At 73.4% G+C, this 25,031-nt stretch carries 23 protein-coding genes and 1 riboswitch; of the genes, 13 read left to right on the forward strand and 10 right to left on the reverse strand.

The features are described from left to right. Positions 1 to 131 precede the first annotated feature (131 nt). Positions 132 to 2,519, forward strand: coding sequence for a helicase-associated domain-containing protein (locus DEH69_RS13970; protein WP_113687269.1), 2,388 nt, complete (start codon positions 132 to 134; stop codon positions 2,517 to 2,519). Between the two features lie 22 nt (positions 2,520 to 2,541). Here DEH69_RS13970 and argS read toward each other — a convergent pair whose 3' ends face one another. Continuing rightward, positions 2,542 to 4,329 carry an arginine--tRNA ligase gene (argS, locus tag DEH69_RS13975; protein ID WP_113687270.1) on the reverse strand — a complete coding sequence of 596 codons (1,788 nt, stop codon included), beginning with the start codon at positions 4,327 to 4,329 and terminating at the stop codon, positions 2,542 to 2,544. A 246-nt stretch (positions 4,330 to 4,575) separates the two neighbouring features. Between argS and DEH69_RS13980 the strand changes: the two genes are divergently transcribed. Next, on the forward strand, positions 4,576 to 5,190 hold the full coding sequence (locus DEH69_RS13980) for a Uma2 family endonuclease (RefSeq protein ID WP_113687271.1): 615 nt from the start codon (positions 4,576 to 4,578) through the stop codon (positions 5,188 to 5,190). Positions 5,191 to 5,266: 76 nt separating this feature from the next. After that, positions 5,267 to 6,913, forward strand: a complete 1,647-nt coding sequence (locus DEH69_RS13985) for a DNA repair helicase XPB (RefSeq protein ID WP_113687272.1) — start codon at positions 5,267 to 5,269, stop codon at positions 6,911 to 6,913. Here the strand turns inward: DEH69_RS13985 and DEH69_RS32075 are convergent. Then, positions 6,868 to 7,074, reverse strand: coding sequence for a hypothetical protein (locus tag DEH69_RS32075; protein ID WP_113687399.1), 207 nt, complete (start codon positions 7,072 to 7,074; stop codon positions 6,868 to 6,870). The genes DEH69_RS13985 and DEH69_RS32075 overlap by 46 nt on opposite strands. A 197-nt stretch (positions 7,075 to 7,271) precedes the next feature. On the opposite strand from DEH69_RS32075, the gene DEH69_RS13995 reads away from it, so the two are divergent. The 6 genes from DEH69_RS13995 (at position 7,272) to DEH69_RS14025 (ending at position 13,278) form a co-directional block, all read left to right on the forward strand. After that, positions 7,272 to 7,736, forward strand: a complete 465-nt coding sequence (locus DEH69_RS13995; protein ID WP_113687273.1) for a pyridoxamine 5'-phosphate oxidase family protein — start codon at positions 7,272 to 7,274, stop codon at positions 7,734 to 7,736. Between the two features lie 247 nt (positions 7,737 to 7,983). Further along, positions 7,984 to 8,253 carry a hypothetical protein gene (locus DEH69_RS14005; protein ID WP_113687274.1) on the forward strand — a complete coding sequence of 90 codons (270 nt, stop codon included), beginning with the start codon at positions 7,984 to 7,986 and terminating at the stop codon, positions 8,251 to 8,253. An 87-nt stretch (positions 8,254 to 8,340) separates the two neighbouring features. Then, on the forward strand, positions 8,341 to 9,927 hold the full coding sequence (locus tag DEH69_RS14010) for a tetratricopeptide repeat protein (protein ID WP_258534662.1): 1,587 nt from the start codon (positions 8,341 to 8,343) through the stop codon (positions 9,925 to 9,927). A 152-nt stretch (positions 9,928 to 10,079) separates the two neighbouring features. Then, positions 10,080 to 12,125: an ATP-binding domain-containing protein gene (locus DEH69_RS14015; protein ID WP_258534663.1), complete on the forward strand. Its 2,046-nt coding sequence runs from the start codon at positions 10,080 to 10,082 to the stop codon at positions 12,123 to 12,125. A gap of 84 nt (positions 12,126 to 12,209) precedes the next feature. Further along, positions 12,210 to 12,605 carry a RidA family protein gene (locus DEH69_RS14020; RefSeq protein WP_113687400.1) on the forward strand — a complete coding sequence of 132 codons (396 nt, stop codon included), beginning with the start codon at positions 12,210 to 12,212 and terminating at the stop codon, positions 12,603 to 12,605. 58 nt (positions 12,606 to 12,663) lie between these two features. Beyond that, on the forward strand, positions 12,664 to 13,278 hold the full coding sequence (locus tag DEH69_RS14025; protein ID WP_309302793.1) for a metal-dependent phosphohydrolase: 615 nt from the start codon (positions 12,664 to 12,666) through the stop codon (positions 13,276 to 13,278). On the opposite strand, the gene DEH69_RS14030 is transcribed toward DEH69_RS14025, so the two are convergent. From DEH69_RS14030 to DEH69_RS14040, 3 genes are all read right to left on the reverse strand, one after another. Next, positions 13,206 to 14,504 carry a Cmx/CmrA family chloramphenicol efflux MFS transporter gene (locus DEH69_RS14030; protein WP_113687401.1) on the reverse strand — a complete coding sequence of 433 codons (1,299 nt, stop codon included), beginning with the start codon at positions 14,502 to 14,504 and terminating at the stop codon, positions 13,206 to 13,208. The genes DEH69_RS14025 and DEH69_RS14030 overlap by 73 nt on opposite strands. A 132-nt stretch (positions 14,505 to 14,636) precedes the next feature. After that, the gene (locus DEH69_RS14035; protein ID WP_113687278.1) at positions 14,637 to 14,897 is read right to left on the reverse strand and encodes a DUF4031 domain-containing protein; all 261 of its coding nucleotides are present in this window, start codon (positions 14,895 to 14,897) and stop codon (positions 14,637 to 14,639) included. Beyond that, positions 14,894 to 15,268, reverse strand: coding sequence for a hypothetical protein (locus tag DEH69_RS14040; protein WP_113687279.1), 375 nt, complete (start codon positions 15,266 to 15,268; stop codon positions 14,894 to 14,896). The genes DEH69_RS14035 and DEH69_RS14040 overlap by 4 nt, the downstream gene beginning before the upstream one ends. Positions 15,269 to 15,367: 99 nt before the next feature. Between DEH69_RS14040 and DEH69_RS14045 the strand changes: the two genes are divergently transcribed. Continuing rightward, positions 15,368 to 16,312: a MurR/RpiR family transcriptional regulator gene (locus tag DEH69_RS14045; protein ID WP_258534672.1), complete on the forward strand. Its 945-nt coding sequence runs from the start codon at positions 15,368 to 15,370 to the stop codon at positions 16,310 to 16,312. Positions 16,313 to 16,356: 44 nt separating this feature from the next. Continuing rightward, entirely contained in the window at positions 16,357 to 17,265 is a 909-nt protein-coding gene (gene murQ / locus DEH69_RS14050; RefSeq protein ID WP_113687281.1) for an N-acetylmuramic acid 6-phosphate etherase, read from the forward strand. Between the two features lie 56 nt (positions 17,266 to 17,321). On the opposite strand, the gene DEH69_RS14055 is transcribed toward murQ, so the two are convergent. The 5 genes from DEH69_RS14055 to thrC all read right to left on the reverse strand — a co-directional run bounded on the left by DEH69_RS14055 (position 17,322) and on the right by thrC (position 22,112). Further along, positions 17,322 to 17,807 carry a hypothetical protein gene (locus DEH69_RS14055; RefSeq protein WP_113687282.1) on the reverse strand — a complete coding sequence of 162 codons (486 nt, stop codon included), beginning with the start codon at positions 17,805 to 17,807 and terminating at the stop codon, positions 17,322 to 17,324. Positions 17,808 to 17,950: 143 nt separating this feature from the next. Next, positions 17,951 to 19,579, reverse strand: a complete 1,629-nt coding sequence (gene groL / locus DEH69_RS14060) for a chaperonin GroEL (protein ID WP_113687283.1) — start codon at positions 19,577 to 19,579, stop codon at positions 17,951 to 17,953. Between the two features lie 295 nt (positions 19,580 to 19,874). After that, entirely contained in the window at positions 19,875 to 20,078 is a 204-nt protein-coding gene (locus tag DEH69_RS14065; RefSeq protein ID WP_004986573.1) for a cold-shock protein, read from the reverse strand. Between the two features lie 439 nt (positions 20,079 to 20,517). Beyond that, positions 20,518 to 20,793: a MoaD/ThiS family protein gene (locus DEH69_RS14070; RefSeq protein WP_113687284.1), complete on the reverse strand. Its 276-nt coding sequence runs from the start codon at positions 20,791 to 20,793 to the stop codon at positions 20,518 to 20,520. Then, positions 20,790 to 22,112, reverse strand: a complete 1,323-nt coding sequence (thrC, locus tag DEH69_RS14075) for a threonine synthase (protein ID WP_113687285.1) — start codon at positions 22,110 to 22,112, stop codon at positions 20,790 to 20,792. Before thrC ends, DEH69_RS14070 begins: the two co-directional genes overlap by 4 nt. Positions 22,113 to 22,128: 16 nt before the next feature. Then, positions 22,129 to 22,293: riboswitch (SAM riboswitch) on the reverse strand. Positions 22,294 to 22,536: 243 nt separating this feature from the next. Between thrC and DEH69_RS14080 the strand changes: the two genes are divergently transcribed. After that, a complete protein-coding gene (locus tag DEH69_RS14080; RefSeq protein WP_113687286.1) occupies positions 22,537 to 23,502 on the forward strand; it encodes a glucosyl-3-phosphoglycerate synthase in 966 nt (321 codons plus the stop codon). 107 nt (positions 23,503 to 23,609) lie between these two features. Further along, on the forward strand, positions 23,610 to 25,031 hold the full coding sequence (locus tag DEH69_RS14085) for a trehalose-6-phosphate synthase (RefSeq protein WP_113687287.1): 1,422 nt from the start codon (positions 23,610 to 23,612) through the stop codon (positions 25,029 to 25,031).

The raw sequence follows: 25,031 nt of genomic DNA on the forward strand, positions 1-25,031 counted from the left end.
CCCCTGAGTCCACTCGCCTACGGAACTCGCCTCATCTCACCGTTGCCACGGGGCAACCTTCCAACGCGCCAGCCGGTGAACGCCGGGCGGGCCCCGTGCGCCCCACCCCTCGGGCCGCTACCGTTGGCCGGATGACCGGCACCAGCCCTCGTACCCTCGCCGACGAGCTGAGATCGCGCTCCGACGCCGAGCTCGCCGGGCTGCTGCGCGCCAGGGCCGACCTGCTGTCGCCGCTGCCCGGCGATCTCTCCCAGCTCGCCACCCGCGCCGGGACGCGCGCCTCCGTGCTCCGCGCGCTCGAACGGCTCGACGCGTTCACGCTCCAGGCCGCCGAGGCGCTGGCCGTCGCGCCGCAGCCCTGCTCGTTCCCCGCCCTGGCCGCGCTGCTGCCAGGCGGCGAGGACCGCCTGCCCGACGCGCTCACGACCCTGCGCGCCCGCGCGCTCCTGTGGGGCAGACCCGACGCGATGCGCCTGGTGCGCACGGCGCAGGAGCTGCTCGCGCCCTCGGCCGCGCGCCCCAGCTCGACGGGCCTCGGCCCCTCGCTCGCCGAGACGGCCGCGGGCATCTCGCCCAGCCGCATGCAGGACCTGCTCACCCACGCCGGGCTGCCGCCCACCCACGACCCGGTGAGCGCGCTCGCGGCGCTGACCGCGCTGTTCGCCGACCAGGGGCGGCTCGCCGCGCTGCTCGACGAGGCGCCGCAGGGCGCGCTCGGCGCGCTCGACCGGCTCACCTGGGGGCCGCCCTACGGCGAGGTCTCCGCCCACCCCGGGCCCCATCTGCGCTGGCTGCTCGACCGCGGCCTGCTCATGCCGACGGGCCCCGGCACGGTCGTACTGCCGCGCGAGGTCGCCCTCCATCTGCGGGGCGGACGGGCGCATCGGGAGTTGCGCGCCCATCCGCCCGCGCCCCTGCTGCGCTCCGAGCACTCCCCCGATGCGGCGGACGCCGCCGCGGCGGGCGCCGTCCATGCCGCGCTGACCGTCGTCGAGGAGCTGCTGACCGCGTGGGAGACCGAGACGCCCGCCGTGCTGCGCGCGGGCGGCCTGGGCGCGCGCGAGCTGAAACGCGCCGCCGTGACCCTCGACGTGGCCGAGCCCGAGGCCGCGTTCTGGCTCGAACTCTCCTATGCCGCGGGGCTCTTGGCGGGCGACGGCGCCGCGGACGAGCGCTATGCGCCCACCCCCGCGTACGACGACTGGCTCGCCCTCGCGCCCGAACGCCGCTGGCTGCGCCTCGCCTCGGCGTGGCTCACCACCACCCGCGTCCCGGGGCTCGTCGGCGGCCGCGACGGCAAGGGCCGCCTGCTGGCCGCGCTCGGCCCGGGGCTCGACCGGGGGCCCACCGCCGAGCTGCGCAGGGCAACGTTGCGCCTCCTCGCCGCGCTGCCGCCCGGCGCCGCGCCCGAGCCCACGTGGGTGCTCGACCGGATGCGCTGGGAGCTACCGCGCCGCGTCACCGACGAGACGCGCGCGACGCTGTGCCGCGCGGCGCTCGCCGAGGCCGAGCGCCTCGGCGTCACCGGGCGCGGGGCGCTCACGTCGTTCGCCAGGCCGCTGCTCGCCGAGCCGCCCGACGCGGCGGACCCCGAGCGCGCCGCGGCGCTGCTCGCGCCGTTCCTGCCCGAGCCGCTCGACCACTTCCTGCTCCAGGCCGACCTGACCGCCGTCGCCCCCGGGCCGCTCCGCCGCGACCTGCGGCAGGCCATGGCCGTGGCCGCCGACATCGAGTCGCGCGGGGGCGCGACCGTCTACCGGTTCACGCCGGACTCCGTGCGGCGCGCGCTCGACGCGGGCTGGTCGGCGGCCGACCTCCACGCGTTCCTCGCCGCCCGCTCGCGCACGCCCGTTCCGCAGCCGCTCTCCTACCTCGTGGACGACGTCGCGCGGCGCTACGGCAGGCTGCGGGTCGGCGCCGCGGCCAGCTATCTGCTGTGCGACGACGAGTCGTTGCTCACCCAGGTCGTCGCCGACCGGCGCGCCGAGGGGCTGCGGATGCGCCGGATCGCGCCCACGGTGGTGATCTCGGGCGCCCCGCCCGACACGCTGCTCGAACGGCTGCGGGAGTACGGCTACGCGCCCGCCGCCGAGTCGGCGGACGGGGCGGTCCTGACGCTGCCGAGCGAGCCCCACCGCACGCCGGCGCGCACGCTCCCCGAGCCAGCCCCCGACTCACCACCGGCCGCCGACGAAACGCTGCTGAGCGCCGCCGTGCGCGCCATTCGCGCCGGGGACCACGCCGCGGGCGCCGCCCCGCGCACGCCCGCGGGGCGCGTTCCCGACCCGGCGGGGCCGCCGCCGCGCACGGCGGCGGCCGACACGCTGGCCGCGCTGCGGGTGGCGGCGGCCGACGGGGCGCTCGTGCGGATCGGCTACGTCGGCGCGGACGGGGTGGCCACGCAGCGGATCCTGTCCCCGGTGCGGGTCGAGGGCGGCTTCGTCACCGCGTTCGACCACACCGCGGACGAGGTCCGCACCTACCCGCTGCACCGCATCACGGGCACCGCGGGCGTGTGAGGTCCCGCGGCCCCGTGAGCCGTCACATGCGCTCGGGCGCCGCGATCCCCAGCAGGTGCAGGCCCTGCGCCAGGGTCGCCCTGGTGAGCTCGCAGAACGCCAGGCGGTTCGCCCTGACGTCATCAGGCACATCGCCGCGCAGCACCGGGCACGACTCGTAGAACGCCGTGAACGCCCGTGCCAGCGCGTACAGATACCCCGCGAGCTGGTGCGGCTCCAGCGTCTCGGCCACCGCGTCCAGGGTCGCGCCGAACTCGTCGAGCGCCAGCGCGAGGGCGCGCTCCGCGGGCTCAAGCGCCAGCTCGGGCGCGAACCGCCCGCGCCCCGCGCCCGTCTCCCCCGCCTTGCGCAGGATCGAGGCGATCCTGGTGTGCGTGTACTGGAGATAGACGCCGGTCTGCCCGTTGAAGTTGACCATGCGGTCGACGTCGAACGAGTAGTCCTTCGTCCGCGACGTCGACAGCTCCGCGTACTTCACCGCGCCCACGCTCGCCAGGTGCGCGATGTCGTCGAGCTCGTCGGGCGACAGGTCGGGGTCCTTCTCGGCGACCACCTCGCGCGCCCGGCGCAGCGCGTCGTCCAGCAGGTCGGCGAGGCGGACGGTGTCACCGGCCCTGGTCTTGAACGGGCGCCCGTCGGGGCCGTTGATCGTCCCGTTGGCGGCGTGCACCGCCACCAGGTCCTCGGTCAGCCAGCCCGCCCTGCGCGCCGTGCGGAAGACCATCTCGAAGTGCTGCGACTGCCGGGCGTCCACGATGTAGATCATCCGCGTGCCGCGCAGGTCCTTGATGCTGTGCCTGATGGTGGCCAGGTCGGTCGCCGCGTAGCCGAAGCCGCCGTCGCTCTTGCGCACGAGCATCGGCACCGGCTTGTCCTCGGGGCCGCGGATGTCGTCGAAGAAGACGACCTTGGCGCCGTTGCTGTCCTGAAGGATCCCCTTGTCGCTCAGCTCGTCGACGACGTCGTGCAGCCAGGGGTTGTAGAACGACTCGCCCTTGGTGTCCTCCTGCGTCAGCAGCACGCCGAGCCGCCGGTAGACCTGCTGGAACGTCTCCTCCGACTCGGCGACGATCTCCCGCCAGGCCGAGACGGTCTCCTCGTCGCCCGACTGGAGCGCGACCACCCTGCGCTGCGCCCGCTCCTTGAACGCGGGGTCGGCGTCGAACTCCGCGCGCGCGGTCCTGTAGAGCGCGTCGAGGGCCGAGACCGCACCGGCCGTTCCCGCCTCGCCCGCGTCGCCCGCCTCCAGGTCCTTGCCGCGCCAGGCCGCCTCGGGGTGCTCGAAGAGGTACTGGATGAGCATGCCGAACTGCGTGCCCCAGTCCCCGATGTGGTTCTGCCGGATCACCGTGGCGCCGAGGAAGCCGAGCACGCGGGTCAGCGCGTCGCCGATGAGCGTGGACCGCAGGTGGCCGACGTGCATCTCCTTGGCGACGTTGGGCGCGGAGTAGTCGACGACGTCCGTCTCGCCCTTCCGGCTTGGCTCGACCCCGAGCCTGGGGTCGGCGAGCCGCTCGGCGAGGCGGTCGAGGAGCCGGGAGTCGGCGAGCGAGATGTTGAGGAAGCCGGGGCCCGAGACCTCGACGTCCGTCAGCCAGTCCAGGTCGGCCAGGCCAGCCCGAAGCTCGGAAGCCAGCTCGCGCGGGGGGCGGCCGAGGCGCTTGCCCAGGGAGAGCGCGACATTGGACTGGAAGTCCGCGCGGTCGGAACGCCGCACCAGCGGGTCAGCGGGGACGAGCCCCGCCCCGGCCATCGCCGCCGAGACAGCCGCTTCCACATCGCCCGCCAGGGACCGCACCCGTTCCGCCATGGTCGCTCGCATCCTCCTCAGGACCCGCGGCGGGCGTGGCGCCCGCCGACACCCCACCAGCATGACAGGTACGCCGGAGCGCCCGTTCCCCCGTTTCGCCGCATGCGCACGTGGGCGACGGCACGGTGATCCCGGACTGTCGGCGCCCGCCCCGCGGGTCAACCGCGCGCCCCTTGGGCCACCCTTTCCGGTGCCATATGGTCGTATGCGGAATCGCGCCTCGTGCGCGCGTCCATACTCAGAGCCATGGGAGCAGTGATGACCGTCGAACGGCCCGCGCGGGCGACTCCTGAGGACTGGATGTTCCCGCCGGAGGACGGCTGGACCTACGACCAGGTCAAGGACCTCGAGCTGCCCTTCGACTGGGAACTTGTGGACGGAGTGATCGTGCCCAGGGGCATGACGAAGTTGTGGCACAACCGCGTGAGGGATCGCATCCAGCGCCACGTGGAGGACGCGAGCGAGGAGCCGTTCGTCGTCGTCAGCGAGCAGTGTGTGCTGGTCGACAAGCAGAACCCGCCCAAGCCCGACATCGTCGTCTTCGACAGGCGGGGCCTGAGCTACTTCGATCTTGAGTGCGTCCCCGTCGAGAAGGTGGCGCTGGTCGTCGAGGTCGTCTCGCCCGGGTCGCGGCAGGACGACCGCGTCCGCAAGCCCGCCCTCTTCGCGGACCACAAGGTCCCCTACTACTGGCGCGTGGAGCGCGAGCGCGACGACGGCATCGCCGTGCACGAGTACTGGCTGCACCACGAGACCCGCAGCTACATCCCCGCGCCCCAGCACCCCGTGCACCGGGGGACGTTGATCACCGAGGTGCCGTTTCCCGTCGAGATCGACCTGGGCGCCCTGACCGATTTCTGAGCGCATCCGGCAGACTGGAGTCTTGGCCGGAATCACCCGGCCAGATCCACGCGGAGCGGCGGAGGCGAGACCTGGCGTGACTGGACCCCTCATCGTGCAGAGCGACAAGACGCTGCTCCTCGAAGTCGATCACGAGCAGGCCGAGGACTGCCGCCGGGCCATCGCGCCGTTCGCCGAGCTCGAGCGGGCGCCCGAGCACATCCACACCTATCGCGTGACCCCGCTCGGGCTGTGGAACGCGCGGGCGGCAGGGCACGACGCCGAGCAGGTCGTGGACGCGCTGGTCAGCTACTCCCGCTACCCCGTGCCGCAGTCGCTGCTCGTCGACGTGGCCGAGACCATGGCGCGTTACGGCAGGCTCTCGCTCGTCAAGCACCCCGCCCACGGCCTGGTGCTCCAGACCACCGATCAGCCGGTGCTCGAGGAGGTGCTGCGTTCCAAGCGCATCAAGCCGCTGGTCGGGGCGCGGATCGATCCCGACACCGTCGTCGTGCACCCCTCCGAGCGCGGCCAGATCAAGCAGGCGCTGCTGAGGCTCGGCTGGCCCGCCGAGGACCTGGCGGGCTATGTGGACGGCGAGGCGCACCCCATCGCGCTGCGCGAGGGCGACTGGGAGCTGCGCCCCTACCAGCGGCAGGCCATCTCGGGCTTCTGGCACGGGGGTTCGGGCGTCGTGGTGCTGCCGTGCGGGGCCGGGAAGACGCTGGTGGGGGCCGGGGCGATGGCCGAGGCGCGCTCGACCACGCTGATCCTGGTCACCAACACCGTCTCGGCCCGGCAGTGGAAGTCCGAGCTGGTCCGCCGCACGTCGCTGACCGAGGACGAGATCGGCGAGTACAGCGGCACGCGCAAGGAGATCCGGCCGGTCACGATCGCGACCTACCAGGTGCTGACGACGCGGCGCAAGGGCGTGTATCCGCACCTCGAGCTGTTCGACTCGCGCGACTGGGGGTTGATCGTCTACGACGAGGTGCATCTGCTGCCCGCGCCGGTGTTCAAGTTCACGGCCGACCTCCAGGCGCGGCGGCGGCTCGGGCTCACGGCGACGCTGGTGCGGGAGGACGGCCGGGAGTCGGACGTGTTCTCGCTGATCGGGCCCAAGCGGTTCGACGCGCCGTGGAAGGAGATCGAGGCGCAGGGGTACATCGCGCCCGCCGACTGCGTGGAGGTCAGGGTGGACCTGACCGAGTCCGAGCGGCTGGCGTACGCGATGGCGGAGCCGGAGGAGCGTTACCGCTTCTGCGCCACGACCGACTCCAAGCGGCGCGTGACCGAGACGCTAGTGCGGCGGCACGCGGGCGAGCAGACGCTGGTCATCGGGCAGTACATCGACCAGCTCGACGAGCTGGGCGAGCGCCTGGACGCCCCGGTGATCAAGGGCGACACGAGCAACACGCAGCGGGAGAGGCTGTTCAACGCCTTCCGCGCGGGCGAGATCCCCGTGCTCGTGGTGTCGAAAGTGGCGAACTTCTCGATCGACCTGCCGGAGGCGACCGTCGCCATCCAGGTGTCGGGGACGTTCGGCTCGCGGCAGGAGGAGGCGCAGCGCCTCGGGCGGGTGCTGCGGCCCAAGGCGGACGGGCACGAGGCGCGTTTCTACTCGGTCGTCGCGCGGGACACGGTGGACCAGGAGTTCGCCGCGCACCGGCAGCGCTTCCTGGCCGAGCAGGGGTACGCCTACCGAATCATGGACGCGGGCGAGCTGCTCGCGGGCGACGCCTGACGGGTGCGGAGGGCATCGGACCCGGTCTCGGCGCGGCCCAGGATGACGACGTCGAAGACGGCGCCCGCCACGACCCGGACGGCGTGAATGGCTCGCAACGCGTCCCCCAGCAGGTGGCGGGACGGGGCTCCGGTGGCGGTGTGAACGGTCGCGGTACTCATGTCGTCCAGCCTGCCCGCCCGCGCCCCGCGCCACATCACCCCCCGGAGGGAACCCCTGACCTGCGGCGCTCCGCCTCAGGGGCGAGCCGCCCCACCCCGCCCCCTAGGGAACGCCCGCCCGCGCCTCAGGGTGGGACCCGTTGGCCCTAGGTCTTCCGGCCGTTACGCCGGGGCCCCGGGCGTCGGAGAATCAACGCATGGCGCGTGCCCACCCGTTCGACCTCGACGCCTTTCTCGCCCGGCCCCTCACCGCCCGCCTCGCGACGGCAGGGCCGACCGTGCGGCCGGTCTGGTACCTGTGGGAGGGCGGGGCGTTCTGGGTGCTGACCGGGCCCTGGGCGCGGCTGCTCGCGCGTGTCACCGCCGATCCGGCCGTCGCGTTGACCATCGACACGTGCGACCCGGCCACGGGCGAGGTGCGGCAGGTCATCGCGCGCGGTGAGGCCGAGCGGGTGCCGTTCGACGTGCCGCGCGGCAGGCGGGAGTTGAGCCGCTATCTCGGCGGCGACGAGTCCCGTTGGGACCCCCGTTTCACGGGCTATCTGCACGACGACCCGGCCGAGCGCGGCACGGTGTGGCTGCGGATCGCGCCCACGTCACTCGTGGCGCGCGACCTCTCCTACACGCCCGCTCACGCGCCCGCGGGCACGGCCTCCGAGTAGCCGACGATCGCGTCGCGGTCGCGCGTGAGGCACACGATGCGCTCGGTCATCCGATCGCGCCCGCGCGCGAGGGCGGCCAGCGTCTCCGGGGTGGACCCCGCCGGTCGCCGAAGTGCTCGTCGTACCGGCGGCCGTTGGCGCGGCGCTCGGCGGCGCTCGGCGGGGGGGCCGCTCGGGAGGCGTGGCCTGTTGTCACGGCCCGATCTACAGTGGGTAGCGGTGAGCACGCCTCTCGAAGGAGGCGGACATGAGCAGGGCATGGGAGGCCGACCCCTCGGCGTTATTCGCGCGGCGGCTGGGGAGAACGGCGGCCGAGCTGGGGAATTCGAAGGATGAGGACGACTGCCCCGACATCTGGCAGCTCGACAACGGCGATGTCGCGGTGATAGGCCGCGACCTCACGGCCGCCTACGGCGCACGCCTTCCGGAGGGCGTGACCCTGGCCCCGGACGAGCGGCTGGTCGTCATCCCGGGAAACATGCTCAGTGCCGCGAAGGAAGACATCCCCGATGCTTGACCTCACCGTCCCCTCCCTCGGTCTCTCACGGGGCGAAAGGCTCGCCAGCCCCGGCCGCTGGCCCTGCGGATCGCGGGCGAGAGAGCGGTGAGCGACCCGCACGCGGGGCTGGACGACCTGATCGCCGACCTGCGCGACGAGTCGGCGCCGTGGGACGCGCTGAGCACCGGCGACGACGCGGACGCGGACGCGGTCAGGACCGTCTTCGCCTGGTCCTACCGCGCGCTGCCCGAGGACGCCGCCCGCCTGTTCCGGCTGCTCGGACTCCACCCGGGGCCGACGTTCGGGCCGCACGCGGCGGCCGCGCTCGCCGGGGCGCCGCCGCGCAGGACGCGGCAGCTGCTCGACACCCTCGTCGGCGCGCATCTCCTGGACCAACCGGCTTCGCACCGTTATGAGTTCCACGACCTGCTGAGGGCGTACGCCACCGCGCAGGCCCGGCAGGATGAGCCATCCGAAGCGCGCGAGGCGGCCCCGCGCCGCGTCCTCGACTGGTACCTCCACACCGCCGACGCCGCGCAAGAGTGGCTCGCCCCCGGCGGGGAGCGCCTGCCGCTCGATCCTCCGGACGAGGCCGTGACGCCCGTGGCCTTCAGGGACTACGACCAGGCCGTGGACTGGTCGGAGCGGGAGCACGCCAACTTCCTCCCGGCCGTGCGCGCGGCCGAGGCCGCCGGGCTCGTGCACCACACATGGCGGCTCGCGGCCGTTCTGTGGCACGCCCAGGCCCCCTCGGCCTCGGGCGCCGACTGGCTGCCGGTGGGCGAGATGGGGCTCAGGGCCGCTCGCCACCTCGGCGACCGCCCCGCGGAGGCGTTGCTCATGGAACGCGTGGGCATGGGCCACGCGCGCGTCGGCCGCCTGGCCGAGAGCGCGGAGTGCCACCGTGAAGCCCTCGCCATCCGGGAGGAGCTGGGCGACCGGGAAGGGGTGGCCGAGTCCACCAACCTCCGGTGCGTCGTCGCCCTTCGCGGGCGGCTCCTCGCCGAGGCGGAACGGCGGTTCACCGAGGCGATGGCCGTCTTCACCGAGCTGGGCCGGGAGCGCCCGGCCGGAATCGCCCGCGCCAACCTCGCCGTCGTGCGGTTCCAGGCGGGACGCCTCGACGAGGCCGAACCCGACGCCCGCGCGATCGAGGCCCTGCACCGCGAGCGCGGCGACAAGGCCGGTCTCGGCAATATCCTGCGGCTCATCAGCGCCATCGAGCTGGAGACCGGTCGGCCCGAAGCCGCGCTGCGCACGGCCGCCGAGGCCGTCGAGCATGAGCTCGACCTCAGGGACCACACGTTGGAGGGCTACTGGCTCCTCGCCCTCGGCGCCGCGCAGGGCGCGGCGGGGCTGCCGGGTGACGCGCTCGTCTCGTTCCAGCGCTCGGCCGTGCTGCATCGGCGGCTGGGGAATCGCGGCAGGGAGGCGCTGGCCTGGCAGGGGGCAGGGGAGGTGTACGCCGCGCTCGGGCGGGACGAGGAGGCCGCCGCGTTCCTCCGGCGCGCCGCCGCCGCGCACCGCGAGCTCGGTGACCGTTGGAACGAAGCCCTCGCCCTCGAGGCGCTCGGCGGCCCCGGCGACCGGGAGCGGGCCCTGACGTTGATCGCACCCGACGACGACCCGCGCGCCGCCGCGCGCCGCGCGCGGCTCCGCGCCGCGGGCCGGAGGCGACGGCGGCGGAAATGATTTGCGCCGGGTCCCCCGGCTGCCTATGCTCCCGTGCTCTGCCTCCACCCAAGCCGCCGTCACCGGCGCGGGGGTCGGAGCCGTCCGGACGGCAACCGGACGGCGTCTCCTTCCTTACCCACCCGCCGCCGACGAGCGATGGAGGCTCAGCCGTGCCCGCCCGCACCCCCCTGGACGACGAACGCGACCATCTCGCCGCCTCGCGCGCCGCCCTGCGCGCCATGCGCGGCCACGTCGAGGCGCTGGACATCAGCGACGTCACCGCGAACTGGGTCAACGCCGAGGTGCTCGCCGCCGAGATCGCGCTGCGGATCACGTCGCTGGCCGACCTCGCGGGGACGCCGTTGTTCTTCGGCCGCCTCGACTACGAGGAGCCGCTCGACGAGGACGGCGAGAGCGGCCACCGCTTCTACATCGGCCGCCGCCATGTCCACGACGCGGACGGCGACCCGATGGTCATCGACTGGCGCGCGCCCGTGTCGCAGCCGTTCTACCGGGCGTCCAAGCGGGACCCGCAGGGGGTCGCGCTGCGGCGGAGGTTCGGCTACGAGGGCGGGGACCTCACCGCGTACGAGGACGAGCACCTCACCGACCCCGCCGAGGCCGCGACCGGCAGCGCGCTGCTCCAGCGCGAGATCGAACGCCCCCGCGTCGGCCCCATGCGCGACATCGTCGCCACGATCCAGCCCGAGCAGGACGAGATCGTGCGCGCCGGGCTCGGCGGAACGGTGTGCGTGCAGGGGGCGCCCGGCACGGGGAAGACGGCGGTCGGCCTGCACCGGGTCGCGTATCTGCTCTACACGCACCGCGAACGGCTCGCCCGCAGCGGCACCCTGGTCATCGGCCCGAACCGCTCGTTCCTGCGCTACATCGAGCAGGTGCTGCCCGCGCTCGGCGAGATGGAGGTCAAGCAGGCCACCGTGGACGAGCTGGTGGCGCGCGTCGAGGTGCGGGGCGCGGACGGCGCGCAGGCGGCGCGTATCAAGGGGGACGCGCGGATGGCCGAGGTGTTGCGCCGGGCGGTGCGCTCCGGCGTGCGGATGCCGAGCGAGCCCGTGATGGTGGTGCGCGGCTCGCGGCGCTGGCGCGTTCCCGCCTACGAACTGGAGGAGATCGTACGGGAGTTGGCGAGCCGGGACATGCGGTACGGCTCGGCGCGCGAGGCGCTGCCGCAGCGGATCGCGCACGCGGTGCTGGTGCGGATGGAGCAGGCGGGCGAGGCGCCCGACGACCGGGTGCAGAACGCCGTGGCGCGCACGCCCGCGGTCAAGGCGGTGGTCAAGGAGTGCTGGCCGCAGGTCGACCCGGCGAAGCTGGTGCTGCGGCTGCTCTCGGACGCCGACTTCCTCGCGGAGCAGGCGGAGGGGATCCTCACGCCCGACGAGCAAAAGGCGATCCTGTGGGAGCGCCCGCCGCGTTCGGTGAAGTCGGCGCGCTGGTCACCGGCCGACGCCGTTCTCGTCGACGAGGCCCATGACCTGGTGGAACGCACCGGGTCGCTCGGCCATGTGGTGCTGGACGAGGCGCAGGACCTCTCGCCGATGCAGTACCGCGCGGTGGGGCGGCGGTGCAGCACGGGCTCGGCCACGATCCTGGGCGACATCGCGCAGGGCACGACGCCATGGGCGACGGAGAGCTGGGCGGCCGCGCTGGCGCACCTGGGCAAGGGGCGCGAGGGCGAGGCGGTGATCGAGGAGCTGACGCAGGGCTTCCGGGTGCCGCGCGAGGTGATCGCGTTCGCCTCCCGGCTGCTGCCCGCGATCGCGCCCGAGCTGAACGAGGCCACCTCGATCCGCGAGTCCGCGGGCTCGCTCGACATCTGGCCCGTGGCGCGGGGCGATCTCGACGAGGCGGTCGTGCTGGCGTGCAGGACGGCGCTGGAGAACGAGGGCTCGATCGGCCTGATCGCCGCCGACGCCCGCGTTCCGGCGCTGGCCGCGGCCCTTGCCGCGGACGGCCTGTCCCATCTGGCCCCCGGCGACGAGACGTCGCGCGAGGCGCGCCTGACGCTGGTGCCCGCCTCGCTGGCCAAGGGTCTGGAGTACGACCATGTGGTCCTCGACGAGCCCGCAGCCGTGGTGAGCGGCGAGCCGGACGAGCGCACCGGCCTTCGCCGCCTGTATGTGGCACTGACCAGGGCCGTTTCGGGGCTTGCCGTGGTGCACGCCGCGCCCCTGCCGGGGCCGCTTGCCGACTGAGGCGGCGCGCGTGACCATGCCGGGGTGGAGAATGCCGAGGTGGAGAATGCCGAGGTGGAGAATGCCGGGGTGAACGACAACGGCATGAGTCGGCTGACCCACATCCCCGCGCCCGACGGCGTCGCGCCAGGGGCCGGGTACACGCACGTGGTCACCGGGCGCGGGCGGCTGGTGGCGATCTCCGGGCAGATCGCGCTCGACGAGGCGGGCGAGCTGGTCGGGGCGGGGGACGCGGGGGCGCAGGCGCGGCAGGTGTTCCTCAATCTGAGCCGCTGCCTGGCGGCGGCGGGGGCGACGTTCGACGATGTGGTCAAGCTCACCTACTACGTGACCGACATCGCCGACCTGCCCGCGGTCCGCGCCGCGCGCGACGCGTATGTCGACACCGCGCGCCCCCCGGCGAGCAGCGCGGTGCGGGTGGCCGGTCTGGTCCGCCCCGATCTGCTGCTCGAAGTCGAGGCGTTCGCGCTCGTGCCGTGAACGCGGCCGCGCGGGCGCCGGGGCGCGTGCCGGGGCGTGCTCGGGGACAATGGGGCGCATGGACAAGAACGCCGCGCTGCTCGACCGGTTCGCCGCCCTGCCGGAAGCGCCGGGGACCGGCGTGGGGGAGGCGTTGCTGCGCTGCTGGTCGGAGCCGCATCGGCGCTACCACACGCGGGCGCACCTCGCCGCGGTGCTCGACCGGCTCGACGAGCTGACCGCGGCGGGGGAGGGCGGGCGGGTCAGGCCCGTCGCGCTGGCGGCGTGGTGCCACGACGCGGTCTACGACCCGCGCGCCCCCGACAACGAGGAGCGCTCCGCCCGGCTCGCCGAGGCACTGCTCGACGCCGACCCCGACAGGGACGAGGTCGCCAGGCTGGTCCGGCTGACGGCTGACCACGCGCCCGCCGATGGCGACGCCAACGGCGCGGCGCTGTGCGACGCCGACCTGGCCGTGCTCGCGGGCCCGCCCGAGGCGTACGCCGCCTACGCGGCCGAGGTGCGCCAGGAGTACGGCTTCGTGCCCGACGCGGACTTCCGCGCGGGCCGCGCCGAGGTCCTGCGCCAACTCCTGGTCGCCCCCCGCCTGTTCAGAACGGACTACGGCGCGGGACGCTGGGAGTCCACCGCCCGGTTCAACGTGCGCTCCGAGCTGCGCCTGCTCACCGGCTGACCCACCGGACCCGCCGCGCTCCCGGCGCTCCCGGCGCTCCCGGCGCTCGCCGCGCTCCCCGCGACGACCTGGCCCGGGCGCCCGGCGCGCGACTGGAGCCACGCGCCGACGAGCGCGCCGAGCACCAGCAGGGCGCCGACCCACGCGGTGGCCGCGTAGCCGAGCCCGGCGCTGATGACGAGGCCGCCGACCCAGGGGCCCAGGGTGTTCCCGGTGTTGAACGCCGAGGTCACCGTGGCCCCCGCGAGGGTGGGGGCGTCGGCGGTGGCGACGTTGAAGATGCGGGCGTTGAGCCCGGGCGCGCACAGGAACGACGCGAGGCCGAGCAGCCCGGACAGCGTCACGGCCGCCACGGCGTTGTGCGCGGTGACGGCGGCGAGCGCGAGGACCGCGGCGGCGGCGCCGAGCCCGACATAGAGCGTGCCGAACATGTGCGCGTCGGCGAGGCGACCGCCCGCGACGGTGCCGATGAGCGCGCCGACGCCGTAGAGCACCAGCACGACGGGCACCCAGCCCTCGTCGAGCCCCGTCACATCGGTGAGCAGCGGCGCGAGATAGGAGAAGAAACAGAACGTCCCGGCCGCGAACAGCGCGGTCGTGGCGACCGCCAGCCACACCAGGGGATCCCGGTAGATGCGCAACTCCGAACGCAGCGGCGGCCGTTCGTCCGCCTCACGCTCGGCGGCGCGCGGCACGAGGAGCAGCACCCCGACCAGCCCCGCCACGGTCAGCAGCGCCACGGCCCAGAACGCCGAACGCCAGCCCAGGCTCTGCCCGAGCACCGCGCCGCCCGGCACCCCGGCGATGTTGGCGATGCTCAGCCCGCCGATCATCACGGCCATCGCGCGCGCCCGCGCGTGCACCGGCACGAGCGAGATGGCGACCGCGGCGCCCACGGCCCAGAATCCGGCGCACGCAAGCGCGCTCACCACCCGGCACAGGAAGAGCACCCAGTACGCGGGCGCGAGCGCCCCCACCACATGCCCCACGGCGAAGACGGCGAGCAGCCACACAAGCGTGAGCCGCCTCGGCAGCCGTTGCGTGGCCGCGGCGAGCAGGGGCGCGCCGACGACCATGCCGATCGCGAACGCCGAGATCAGCAGCCCCGCGGCGGGGATGGACACATCGAGGTCGTCGGCGACCTCGGGCAGCAGCCCGGAGAGCATGAACTCAGAGGTCCCAAGCGCAAACACCGCCGCACCGAGAACGAGCACGGCGACGGGCAGCCTGGCGCTCGGCGCGGGCGCCGACGGCACACCCGTGGGCGCCGACGGCACACCCGTGGACGTCGACGGCACACCTGCGGACGCTTCGGACACGCCCGGCTCAACGCCCCTGCGCCCCGGCACCATTCCCCCTCAGCCGCGCTTTCTGCGGCGCAGGCCCGCCGCCGTCAGGCGGCTCACCAGCTCCCTGCTGTCCACCTCGACCGCGCCGAGCGCCACCGCGTCCGCGTACCGCTCGGCGGGGACGTCGTAGTGGTCGCGCTCGAACGCCCGCCGGGGGCAGCCAAGGCGCTCCGCGAACAGGTGGAGCTCGCCGAGCGACGCGTCGCTCACCAGGTGCGACCACATCCGCCCGTGCCCCGGCCAGGTCGGCGGGTCGATGTACACGGTCACCCGCGCGCCCCGGCGAGCGAGCCGACGGCGGCCACCGCGTTCCCCGTGACGAGGCACACCCAGTGCGGGTTCTCCCCCAACTCAGGCTCCACGTCGAGCGCGTGCGGCTCCTGGGCGTCGCACGCGTGGCACAGCGGCCACCTGCCGTGCCGGGCGAGCAGCGCGTCCTGGATGTCCTGGGCGAGCAGCCCGGTGACGAAGGCCGCGCCCGCGGGCCACTGGTCGCACCACCAGCGGCGGTGGGAGACTGCCTCCTCCAGCATGGAGACCTCCTCAGGGCCCGCCACCCCGTCCGCGACGAGGTCGGCCAGCACCAGCGCCCTGCCCCGGTGCAGGGCCTCTTCCGAAGTCGGCTGCTCCATGCCGACCATTGCACCAGAGTCGCGGCCGTTTTCCGACCCGTCCGAACGCCCCCGAGGTCTTGACGGACCACTCGGCTCGAAAATACGTTTCACCCTGTGAGGAATGCGATGAAGGAAAATTTCGTCCGCCGGGCCGGAAGACCCCGACCCGTCGCCGTGACGCCCCGACCCGCTCCTCCCGAGCCGGGTGCCCTGGCCGCGAAGGTGCGCACCATGGCCCCCTCGATGACGCGTTCCATGCAGCGCGTGGCGGAGACGGTCGCGGGTGACCCCGCGGGCTGCGCCGCGCTGACGGTCACCGGGCTCGCCGAGCGGACCGGCACGAGCGAGGCGACCGTCGTCCGCACCGCGCGGCTGCTCGGCTACCCCGGGTACCGGGACCTCCGCCTCGCCCTGGCCGGGCTCGCCGCCCAGCAGGCGTCGGGCGCCGCCCCCGCGGTGACGGCCGACATCTCCGTGGACGACCCGCTGAGCGAGGTCGTCGCCAAGCTCACGCAGGACGAGCGGCAGACGCTGTCCGACACGGCGGGCGCCCTCGACCTGGGCCAGCTGGAGGCGACCGTCGCGGCGTTGGCCACCGCCCGCCGCATCGACGTCTACGGCATCGGCGCCTCCTCGCTCGTCGCCCAGGACCTGGCGCAGAAGCTGCTGCGCATCGGGCTGATAGCCCACGCCCACTCCGACCCGCACCTGGCCGTGACCAACGCGGTGCAGCTGCGCGCCGGGGACGTCGCCGTCGCCATCACCCACTCGGGCCGGACGGTGGACGTGATCGAGCCGCTTCAGGCCGCGTTCGACCACGGCGCCACCACCGTGGCGATCACCGGGCGCCCCGACGGCGAGGTCACCCACTACGCCGACCACGTGCTCACGACGTCCACCGCACGGGAGAGCGAGCTGCGCCCCGCCGCCATGTCGAGCCGGACCAGCCAGCTGCTCGTGGTGGACTGCCTGTTCATCGGCGTCGCCCAGCGCACCTACGAGTCGGCGGCCCCGGCGCTGCACGCCAGCTACGAGGCGCTGGCCCACCGCCACTCGCCCCGCGAGCGCTGACGGCGCGCCACCGCCGCCCCCTTCCTCCGGAGAGCCGCTCCCGCATGTCCACCGAGTTCGATTCGCTGACCACCGAGGCGTACCGGCCCGAGCTGGCGGAGATCGACCAGCTGCCCACGCTCGACATCGCCCGCACCATGAACGCCGGGGACGCCACGGTGCCCGGCGCCGTCGCCGCGCAGCTGCCGCGCATCGCCGCCGCCATCGACGCCGCCGCCGCCCGCATGGCCCGCGGCGGGCGGCTGCTCTACCTGGGCGCCGGAACGGCCGGACGCCTCGGCGTGCTCGACGCCAGCGAGTGCCCGCCGACGTTCAACACCGACCCCGGCGAGGTCGTCGGCCTCATCGCGGGCGGCCCCCCCGCGCTGATCTCCGCCGTCGAGGGCGCCGAGGACAGCAAGGAGCTCGCGGCGGCCGACCTGCGCGCCCGGGGCCTCACCGCGGACGACGTGGTGGTGGGCGTCTCGGCCTCGGGCCGCACCCCGTACGCCGTCGGCGCGGTCGAGCACGCGAGGGCGGCGGGGGCGCTGACGATCGGCCTGTCGTGCAACGCGGGCTCGCCGCTCGGCGCGGCGGCCGAGTTCGGCATCGAGATCGTCGTGGGGCCCGAGCTGATCACCGGCTCGACCCGCCTCAAGGCGGGCACCGCGCAGAAGCTCGTGCTCAACATGATCTCGACGATCAGCATGATCAGGCTCGGCAAGACCTACGGGAACCTGATGGTCGACGTCAGGGCGTCCAACGAGAAGCTGCGCGCCCGTTCACGCCGCATCGTCCAGCTGGCCACCGGCGCGCCCGACGACGTGATCGAGTCCGCGCTCACCGCCACGGGCGGCGAGGTCAAGCACGCGATCCTGACGATCCTCGGCGACGTGGACGCGCCGACCGCCGACCGCCTGCTGAGCGAGTCCCGCGGCCACCTGCGGGCCGCCCTCGCGGCGACCCGAGGCTGAACGCGCCTCCTCGGGCGCCTCGGGCGAACGCGTCCCCCGAGGCCGAACGCGTCCCCTCAGGCGGCCCGGCGCCGCAGCAGCCCGCGCCGCGCGGGCATCGCCTCGTACGCCATGGCCGTGGTCGCGCCGTAGATCAGGTGCGGAACGATGTCCGACACCCAGCCGCGCGTGCCCCAGCTGGTCGGCTTGGTCACGCCGAGCGAGGCGGCTGGCACGTCGCTGCCCGCCATCGCCGCGGCCCCGAGCGCGGGCCCCGCGAGCCAGCGCGGCATCTTTCCGCCGCGGTCCCGCATCGCCCCGTAGGCGGCACCCACGGCGAGCCCCGTCGCGTAGCCGAACAGCGCGCCCATGGCCGTCTCGCGGTTGGGCCCGTGCGCGGCGTCGCCCGGGCTGATCCCCGTCCGGTACGCCAGCTCGCCGACGACCTCGTCGGGGGTGCCGCTCGCGGGCCTGCCGCGGATCAGCATGTCGCCGTAGGTGGTGATGTTCAGGGCCGTGGTCCCGGCCGCACCGGCCAGCAGACCCTTGGTGATCGCGTGCATGGACGAATCCTCCAGGAACCCCCGTGTCCCCCACCGCTCACGCGGTGCCGAGTACCCGCCCGCCCCACCGGGACACGCGCCCGGGCATGCCGAAGGGCGGCACCCCGGGGGGTACCGCCCTTGGCACGCGGGTGCGAGGGGACTCAGAAGTCCATCCCGCCGCCCATGCCGCCCGCGGCGTCACCGGCGCCCGCGGCGGCCTTCTCCGGCTTGTCGGCGATGACGGCCTCGGTGGTGAGGAACAGCGCCGCGATGGAGGCGGCGTTCTGGAGCGCGGAGCGGGTGACCTTGGTCGGGTCGGGGATGCCCGCGGCCAGCAGGTCGACGTACTCGCCGGTGGCGGCGTTCAGGCCGTGGCCCTGGGGAAGGTTGCGCACCTTCTCCACCACGACGCCGCCCTCGAGCCCGGCGTTGACCGCGATCTGCTTCAGCGGGGCCTCGAGCGCGAGCCTGACGGCGGCCGCGCCGGTCGCCTCGTCGCCCTCCAGGTCCAGCTTCTCCAGCGCCGAACCCGCCTGGAGCAGGGCCACGCCACCACCGGCGACGATGCCCTCCTCGACGGCGGCCTTGGCGTTGCGCACCGCGTCCTCGATGCGGTGCTTGCGCTCCTTGAGCTCCACCTCGGTGGCGGCACCGGCCTTGATGACGGCCACGCCACCGGCCAGCTTGGCCAGGCGCTCCTGGAGCTTCTCGCGGTCGTAGTCCGAGTCGGACGCCTCGATCTCGGCGCGGATCTGGTTGACCCGGCCCTCGACCGACGCGCTCTCGCCCGCGCCGTCCACGATGGTCGTCTCGTCCTTGGTGATGACGACCTTGCGGGCGCGGCCCAGGAGGTCCAGGGTCGCGTTCTCCAGCTTGAGGCCGACCTCCTCGGAGATCACCTGGCCGCCGGTGAGGATCGCGATGTCGCCCAGCATGGCCTTGCGGCGGTCGCCGAAGCCCGGGGCCTTGACGGCGACGGACTTGAAGGTGCCGCGGATCTTGTTCACGACCAGGGTGGACAGGGCCTCGCCCTCGACGTCCTCGGCGATGATCAGCAGCGGCTTGCCGGACTGCATGACCTTCTCCAGCAGCGGAAGGAGGTCCTTCACGTTGCTGACCTTGGAGTTGACGATGAGGATGTACGGGTCCTCGAGCTCGGCCTCCATGCGCTCCATGTCGGTCGCGAAGTAGGCCGAGATGTAGCCCTTGTCGAAGCGCATGCCCTCGGTGAGCTCCAGCTCGAGCCCGAAGGTCTGCGACTCCTCGACGGTGATGACGCCTTCCTTGCCGACCTTGTCCATCGCCTCGGCGATCAGCTCGCCGATCTGCGTGTCGCCCGCGGAGATGGAGGCGGTGGAGGCGATCTGCTCCTTGGTCTCGACCTCCTTGGCCTGGTTCAGCAGGGCCTCGGAGACCTTCTCGACTGCGGCCTCGATACCCCGCTTGAGGGCCATCGGGTTGGCACCGGCCGCGACGTTGCGCAGGCCCTCGCGGACCAGCGCCTGGGCCAGCACGGTCGCCGTGGTCGTGCCGTCACCGGCCACGTCGTCCGTCTTCTTGGCGACTTCCTTGACGAGCTCGGCGCCGATCTTCTCGTAGGAGTCCTCGAGCTCGATCTCCTTGGCGATCGACACACCGTCGTTGGTGATCGTGGGGGCGCCCCACTTCTTCTCCAGCACGACGTTCCGGCCCTTGGGGCCGAGCGTGACCTTGACGGCGTCGGCGAGCTGGTTCATCCCGCGCTCAAGGCCGCGCCGCGCCTCCTCGTTGAACGCGATGATCTTGGCCATGTGAAGTGGTCCTCCCAGGACTGGGCTGGATTGCTCCGGACCGCGCTGGCGCCCGCGACGGACGGCCCCGGACCCGGCGGCTCCTTGCGCCACCCAGCCCCCGGACCTCACCGAACCGGTCCTTCCTTGTCACTCTCACCTTCAGAGTGCTAACGCCATGATTAGCACTCTCCCCCTGAGAGTGCAAGCGCGACCCCAGGGGCGGCCGGTCGGGCGAGGTCCATGCACGCCGCAGGGCCCGCGCCCCCGTGGCGGGGGTGCGGGCCCTGCGTGACGCCGCGGTACGGTCGGCGGTTCAGGCGGTCACTCGGACCATGTCGGCCTGTGGACCTTTCTGTCCCTGCGAGATCTCGAACTCGACCCGCTGTCCCTCTTCCAGAGTGCGGTAGCCGTCCATCTGAATCGCGCTGTAGTGGACGAACACGTCCGCACCACCGTCTACCGCGATGAAGCCGTAGCCCTTCTCCGCGTTGAACCACTTGACGGTGCCCTGAGCCATTCCTAACTCCCCATTTTGCTGGCCCTTTCACGAGACCGCACTTCGCGGGCCCGGGTCAGACCTCTCAGACCCCACCCCCCCGGCGGTCGGGGGGTGTGCGCCGGAACGCGTCGACCGCCGCTGAATGTATCTGGACGGACGCCCAGTGCAACAGGTCATTCGAGGGAGAATTCTTGGAGCCACAGAACGGGCAAAGGGCTCAAAATATATGAAACATGAATCTTTTCCCGTGCCCTAAAAGTGCCAACCCGACAATTGGTGCACCCAATCCGAGCATATTCTTTGCGTCGCTGTCGCGAATTCACATGCGAGTGGCGCACGTGCGCGGCGTTGCGGGGAAGGAACGGGCCGCCGGGCGGCCCCGCCACTCTAGCGCCCCGGAGGGGGCCCGCCGCCCCGAACGCCCGGAGGCGGCGGGGGCGGCGGGCCCCGCGGAATGTCAGCCTCCGGCGACCGCGGGGATGATCGAGACCCCCGCTCCCTCGGGCGTGGCCGTGCCGAGGCCATCGGCGAAACGGACGTCGTCGTCGTTCACGTACACGTTCACGAAGCGGCGCAGCTTGCCCTCGTCGTCGAGCACCCGCGCGGCGATCCCCTTGTGGTGCGCCTCCAGGTCGGCGAGCACCTCGCCGAGCGTCGCGCCCTCGGCGGAGACCTCCGCCTGACCGTCGGTGTACGTGCGCAGGATGGTCGGTATGCGGACAGTTACGCTCATGATGCGAGGCCAGCCTCTCGGAACGAGTCGAGGTTCGGTCGGATGATGGCGGTGGGGCCGGTGGTCGGGGCCACCGCGTCCAGGGTCTTGAGGCCGTCGCCCGTGTTGAGGACGACCGTCGTGAGCGACGGGTCGAGCGCGCCCGCCTCGATCAGCTTGCGCGTCACGCCCACGGTCACCCCGCCCGCGGTCTCCGCGAAGATGCCCTCGGTGCGGGCGAGCAGCTTGATCGCGTCGACGATCTCGGGGTCGCTCACGTCCTCGACCGCGCCCCCGGTGCGCCGGGCGATGTCCAGCACATAGGGCCCGTCCGCGGGGTTGCCGATCGCGAGCGACTTGGCGATGGTGTCGGGGCGAACGGGCCTGACCACCTCGTGACCGGCCTTGAACGCCTGGGACACCGGCGAGCAGCCCGCGGCCTGGGCGCCGAAGATCTTGTAGGGCTTCTCCTCGACCAGCCCCGTGGCGATCAGCTCGCGCAGCCCCTTGTCGATCTTGGTGAGCTGGGACCCCGAGGCGATCGGGACCACGAGCTGGTCGGGCAGCCGCCAGCCCAGCTGCTCGCAGATCTCGTACGCCAGCGTCTTGGAGCCCTCGGCGTAGTACGGGCGGAGGTTGACGTTGACGAAGCCCCAGCCCTCGCCCGCGGGGTCGCCGATGAGCTCGCTGCAGAAGCGGTTGACGTCGTCGTAGGTGCCCTCGATGCCGACCACGTCGCCGCCGTATACGGCCGCCATGACGACCTTGCCCTGTTCGAGGTCGTGCGGGATGAAGACGCAGGAGCGCAGGCCCGCCCGCGCGGCGGCGGCGCCGACGGCGCCCGCGAGGTTGCCGGTGGACGAGCAGGAGAGCGTGGTGAAGCCGAAGGCGCGGGCCGCCTCGACGGCGTTGGCCACCACGCGGTCCTTGAACGAGTGCGTGGGGTTCCCCGAGTCGTCCTTGACATACAGGCCGCCCGTCACGCCGAGCTCGGCGGCGAGCCGGTCGGCCTTGACGAGCTGGGTCCAGCCGGGGGCGAGGTTGGGCTTGTCGGCGACGTCGGCGGGCACGGGGAGCAGCGGCGCGTAACGCCAGATGCTCGGGGGGCCCGCCTCAATGCGGCGGCGCAGGCCCTCGGGGTCGCCGAGCGGGAGGTCGTAGGCCGCTTCGAGCGGCCCGAAACAGCTCGTACACGCGAAGGCGGGGGCCAGCGGGAAGCGCTCCCCGCACTCGCGGCACGAGAGCGCCGACGCGGGCCCGAGATCGACGGGCGTGGATGTGCCGGGGGAGGTATCGGAGGTGGACGTTCCGGTGGAAGCGGCTGCTGCCAGGACAGACATGGGTGCGAGGCCCCTCTCCTCATCTTCCCCGCGACGTCTCTCGCCGCGGGCCGGAATTGGCACCTTCCCCACCGGTGGTCGCGCGAAGGACGGTCGACGATGACCGTCTCGGATGGCGAGATCCGGCGGAAGGGTTGCCGGGGCTTCAACGGGCCGTTCCCTCTGCCCCTCTGGATGAGCTGTATGAAGTTGTCCACTGCCGGGCCCAGGCATCGGCCCCCCGATATGCGGAGGACACCTGGGCTGTTCAAGACTGTAACGGACGGCCCGCACAATGGCCCGGGCCGTCCGATCCGCGAGACAGCGCGGGAGACCACGGGAATCGACGCAGAAACCTGCCAGCGTTGGGTTCGGACTCCGCCAGGAAGGGGCAGATACGGCCATACAGGTTAAATGTGGCCGAACGCGAACAGGAGCGACATTCGTGCTGGAAGAGGCTAAGGAGTGGCTGAGCCGCCGGTCCTGGGAAGCCGCTGACCGCCCGCTGCCGCAGCTGTTGGACGCGAAGCGGGCAGCTGGAGCGGCCGGCAGCATCAGCGTGGTCCTCCCCGCGCTGAACGAAGAGGCGACCGTGGGCGCCATCGTGGAAACGCTCCGGCGTGACCTGATGGAGGACGTGCCACTGATCGACGAACTGATGGTGGTGGACTCGGGGTCCACCGACCGCACATCGGAGGTGGCCGCCGCGGCGGGCGCGAAGGTCGTTCACCGCGACGAGATCCTGCCGAGAGTGCCGACCGTGCAGGGCAAGGGCGAGGTGCTGTGGCGCTCGTTGCTGGCCACCAGCGGCGAGATCATCTGCTTTGTGGACGCGGACCTGCGTGACTTCGAGTCACGGTTCGTCTACGGGATCCTCGGCCCGCTGCTCACCGAGCCCGACGTGCAGCTGGTCAAGGCGATGTACGACCGCCCGCTCGGCGACAACCCCACGGGCGCCCGCCAGGGCGGCCGGGTCACCGAGCTGGTCGCGCGCCCCCTGCTGAACCTGCACTGGCCCCAGCTGGCCGGTGTGGTCCAGCCGCTGGGCGGGGAGTACGCGGCCCGCCGCTCGCTCCTCGAGCGGCTGCCGTTCCCCGTCGGGTACGGCGTGGAGCTCGGGATGCTGATCGACACGCTGCACCTCGCGGGCCTCGACGCCCTCGGCCAGGTCGACGTGGGCGTGCGCAAGCACCGCCACCAGGACGGCCAGGCGCTCGGCAGGATGGCCGCGGCGATCCTGCGGACCGCCCAGAGCAGGCTGCCGGGGTCCGTCATGCCCATCCGCCTCGGGCTGACCCAGTTCGAGCGGACGGACGACGGCGGGTTCGCGCCGCAGACGCACCCGATCGACGCGGACGAACGCCCGCCGATGGCCACCGTTCCCGAGTACGCCGTGCGCAGGGCTGCCTGAATGCGCGAGCTGGCCCGCGCCGGCGAGCTGGCCCGAACCAGTGAAACGTGCGCACGCTGTGACAGGGCACACGTTTCGCGCCGCATGGGATTGGCTAGCCTCCGCGCGTGACGGGACAGGTGCTGGTCGCGTCGAACCGCGGCCCCGTGAGCTACACGCTGGGCGACGACGGCTCGCTCACCGCCAGGCGTGGCGGTGGCGGCCTGGTCTCGGGGCTGAGCGCGCTCGGCCCAGGCGCCGGGACGTGGGTGTGCGCCGCGCTCGGCGACGGCGACCGGGAGGCCGCCCGCCGCTCAGGGCCCCGCCTCGACCCCGCCGACACGGGCGGTCAGGCGGTCAGGATGCTCGACATCCCGCCCCTCACCTTCGACGCCGCGTACAACGGCATCGCCAACTCCGTGCTGTGGTTCGTCCATCACCTGCTGTACCAGACGCCGTTCGAGCCGGTCTTCGACGCCGACTTCGAGGCGCGCTGGGCCGACTACCGCGCGTACAACGCCGCCTTCGCCGGGGCGCTCGCCGACGAGGCGGAGCCGGGGGCGGCCGTGCTGGTGCAGGACTACCACCTCTCGCTCGTCCCCGGGCTGCTGCGCGAGCTGCGGCCCGATGTGCGGGTGGGCCACTTCTCGCACACGCCGTGGGCGCCGCCCGAGCTGTTCCGGGTGCTGCCCGACGCGGTGGCGCGCGAGGTGCTGCTCGGCATCCTGGGCGCCGACCGCGCGGCGTTCCTGACCCGGCGCTGGGCGGACGCGTTCGCGGCGTGCTGCGCGGACGCGCTCGGCGCCGAGGTCACGGGCGAGGGCGTGACGCTCGATGGGCGCACCACGCGCCTCGGGGTCCACGGGCTCGGCGCGGACGGCGACTTCCTGCGGGAGCGGGCGTTCCGTCCCGACGTGGACGAGCGCCTCGCCGCGCTGCGCGAGCAGGTCGGCGACCGCAGGACGATCGTGCGCGTGGACCGCACCGAGCTGTCGAAGAACATCGTGCGCGGCCTGCTGGCCTACCGGCGGCTGCTGACCGACAGGCCGCGGTGGCGCGGGCGCGTGACGCACGTGGCGTTCGCCTATCCCTCGCGCCAGGACCTGGCCGTCTACCGCGACTACACCGCCGAGGTCTCGCGGGTCGCCGACGAGATCAACGCCGCGTTCGGCGCCGATGGCTGGACGCCCGTGGTGCTGCATGTGAAGGACGACTTCGCGCGTTCGCTCGCCGCCTACCGGATGGCGGACGTGGCCCTGGTGAACCCCATCCGCGACGGCATGAACCTCGTCGCCAAGGAGGTCCCCGTCATCTCCGAGCGCGGCTGCGCGCTCGTGCTGTCGCGCGAGGCGGGCGCCGCGGCCGAGCTCGGCGGCGACGCCCTCCTGGTGAACCCCTACGACATCGCGGGCACCGCCGAGGCACTGCACACGGCGCTCTCGCTGCCGGACGAGGAGCGGCGGGAGCGCGGCAAGCGGCTGGCCGCCGTCGCCACGGCCCTGCCGCCACGGGCGTGGTTCCTCGACCAGGTCGAGGCGCTGCGGGCGTAG

Source organism: Streptomyces sp. PT12 (assembly GCF_003311645.1).
GTDB lineage: Bacteria > Actinomycetota > Actinomycetes > Streptomycetales > Streptomycetaceae > Streptomyces.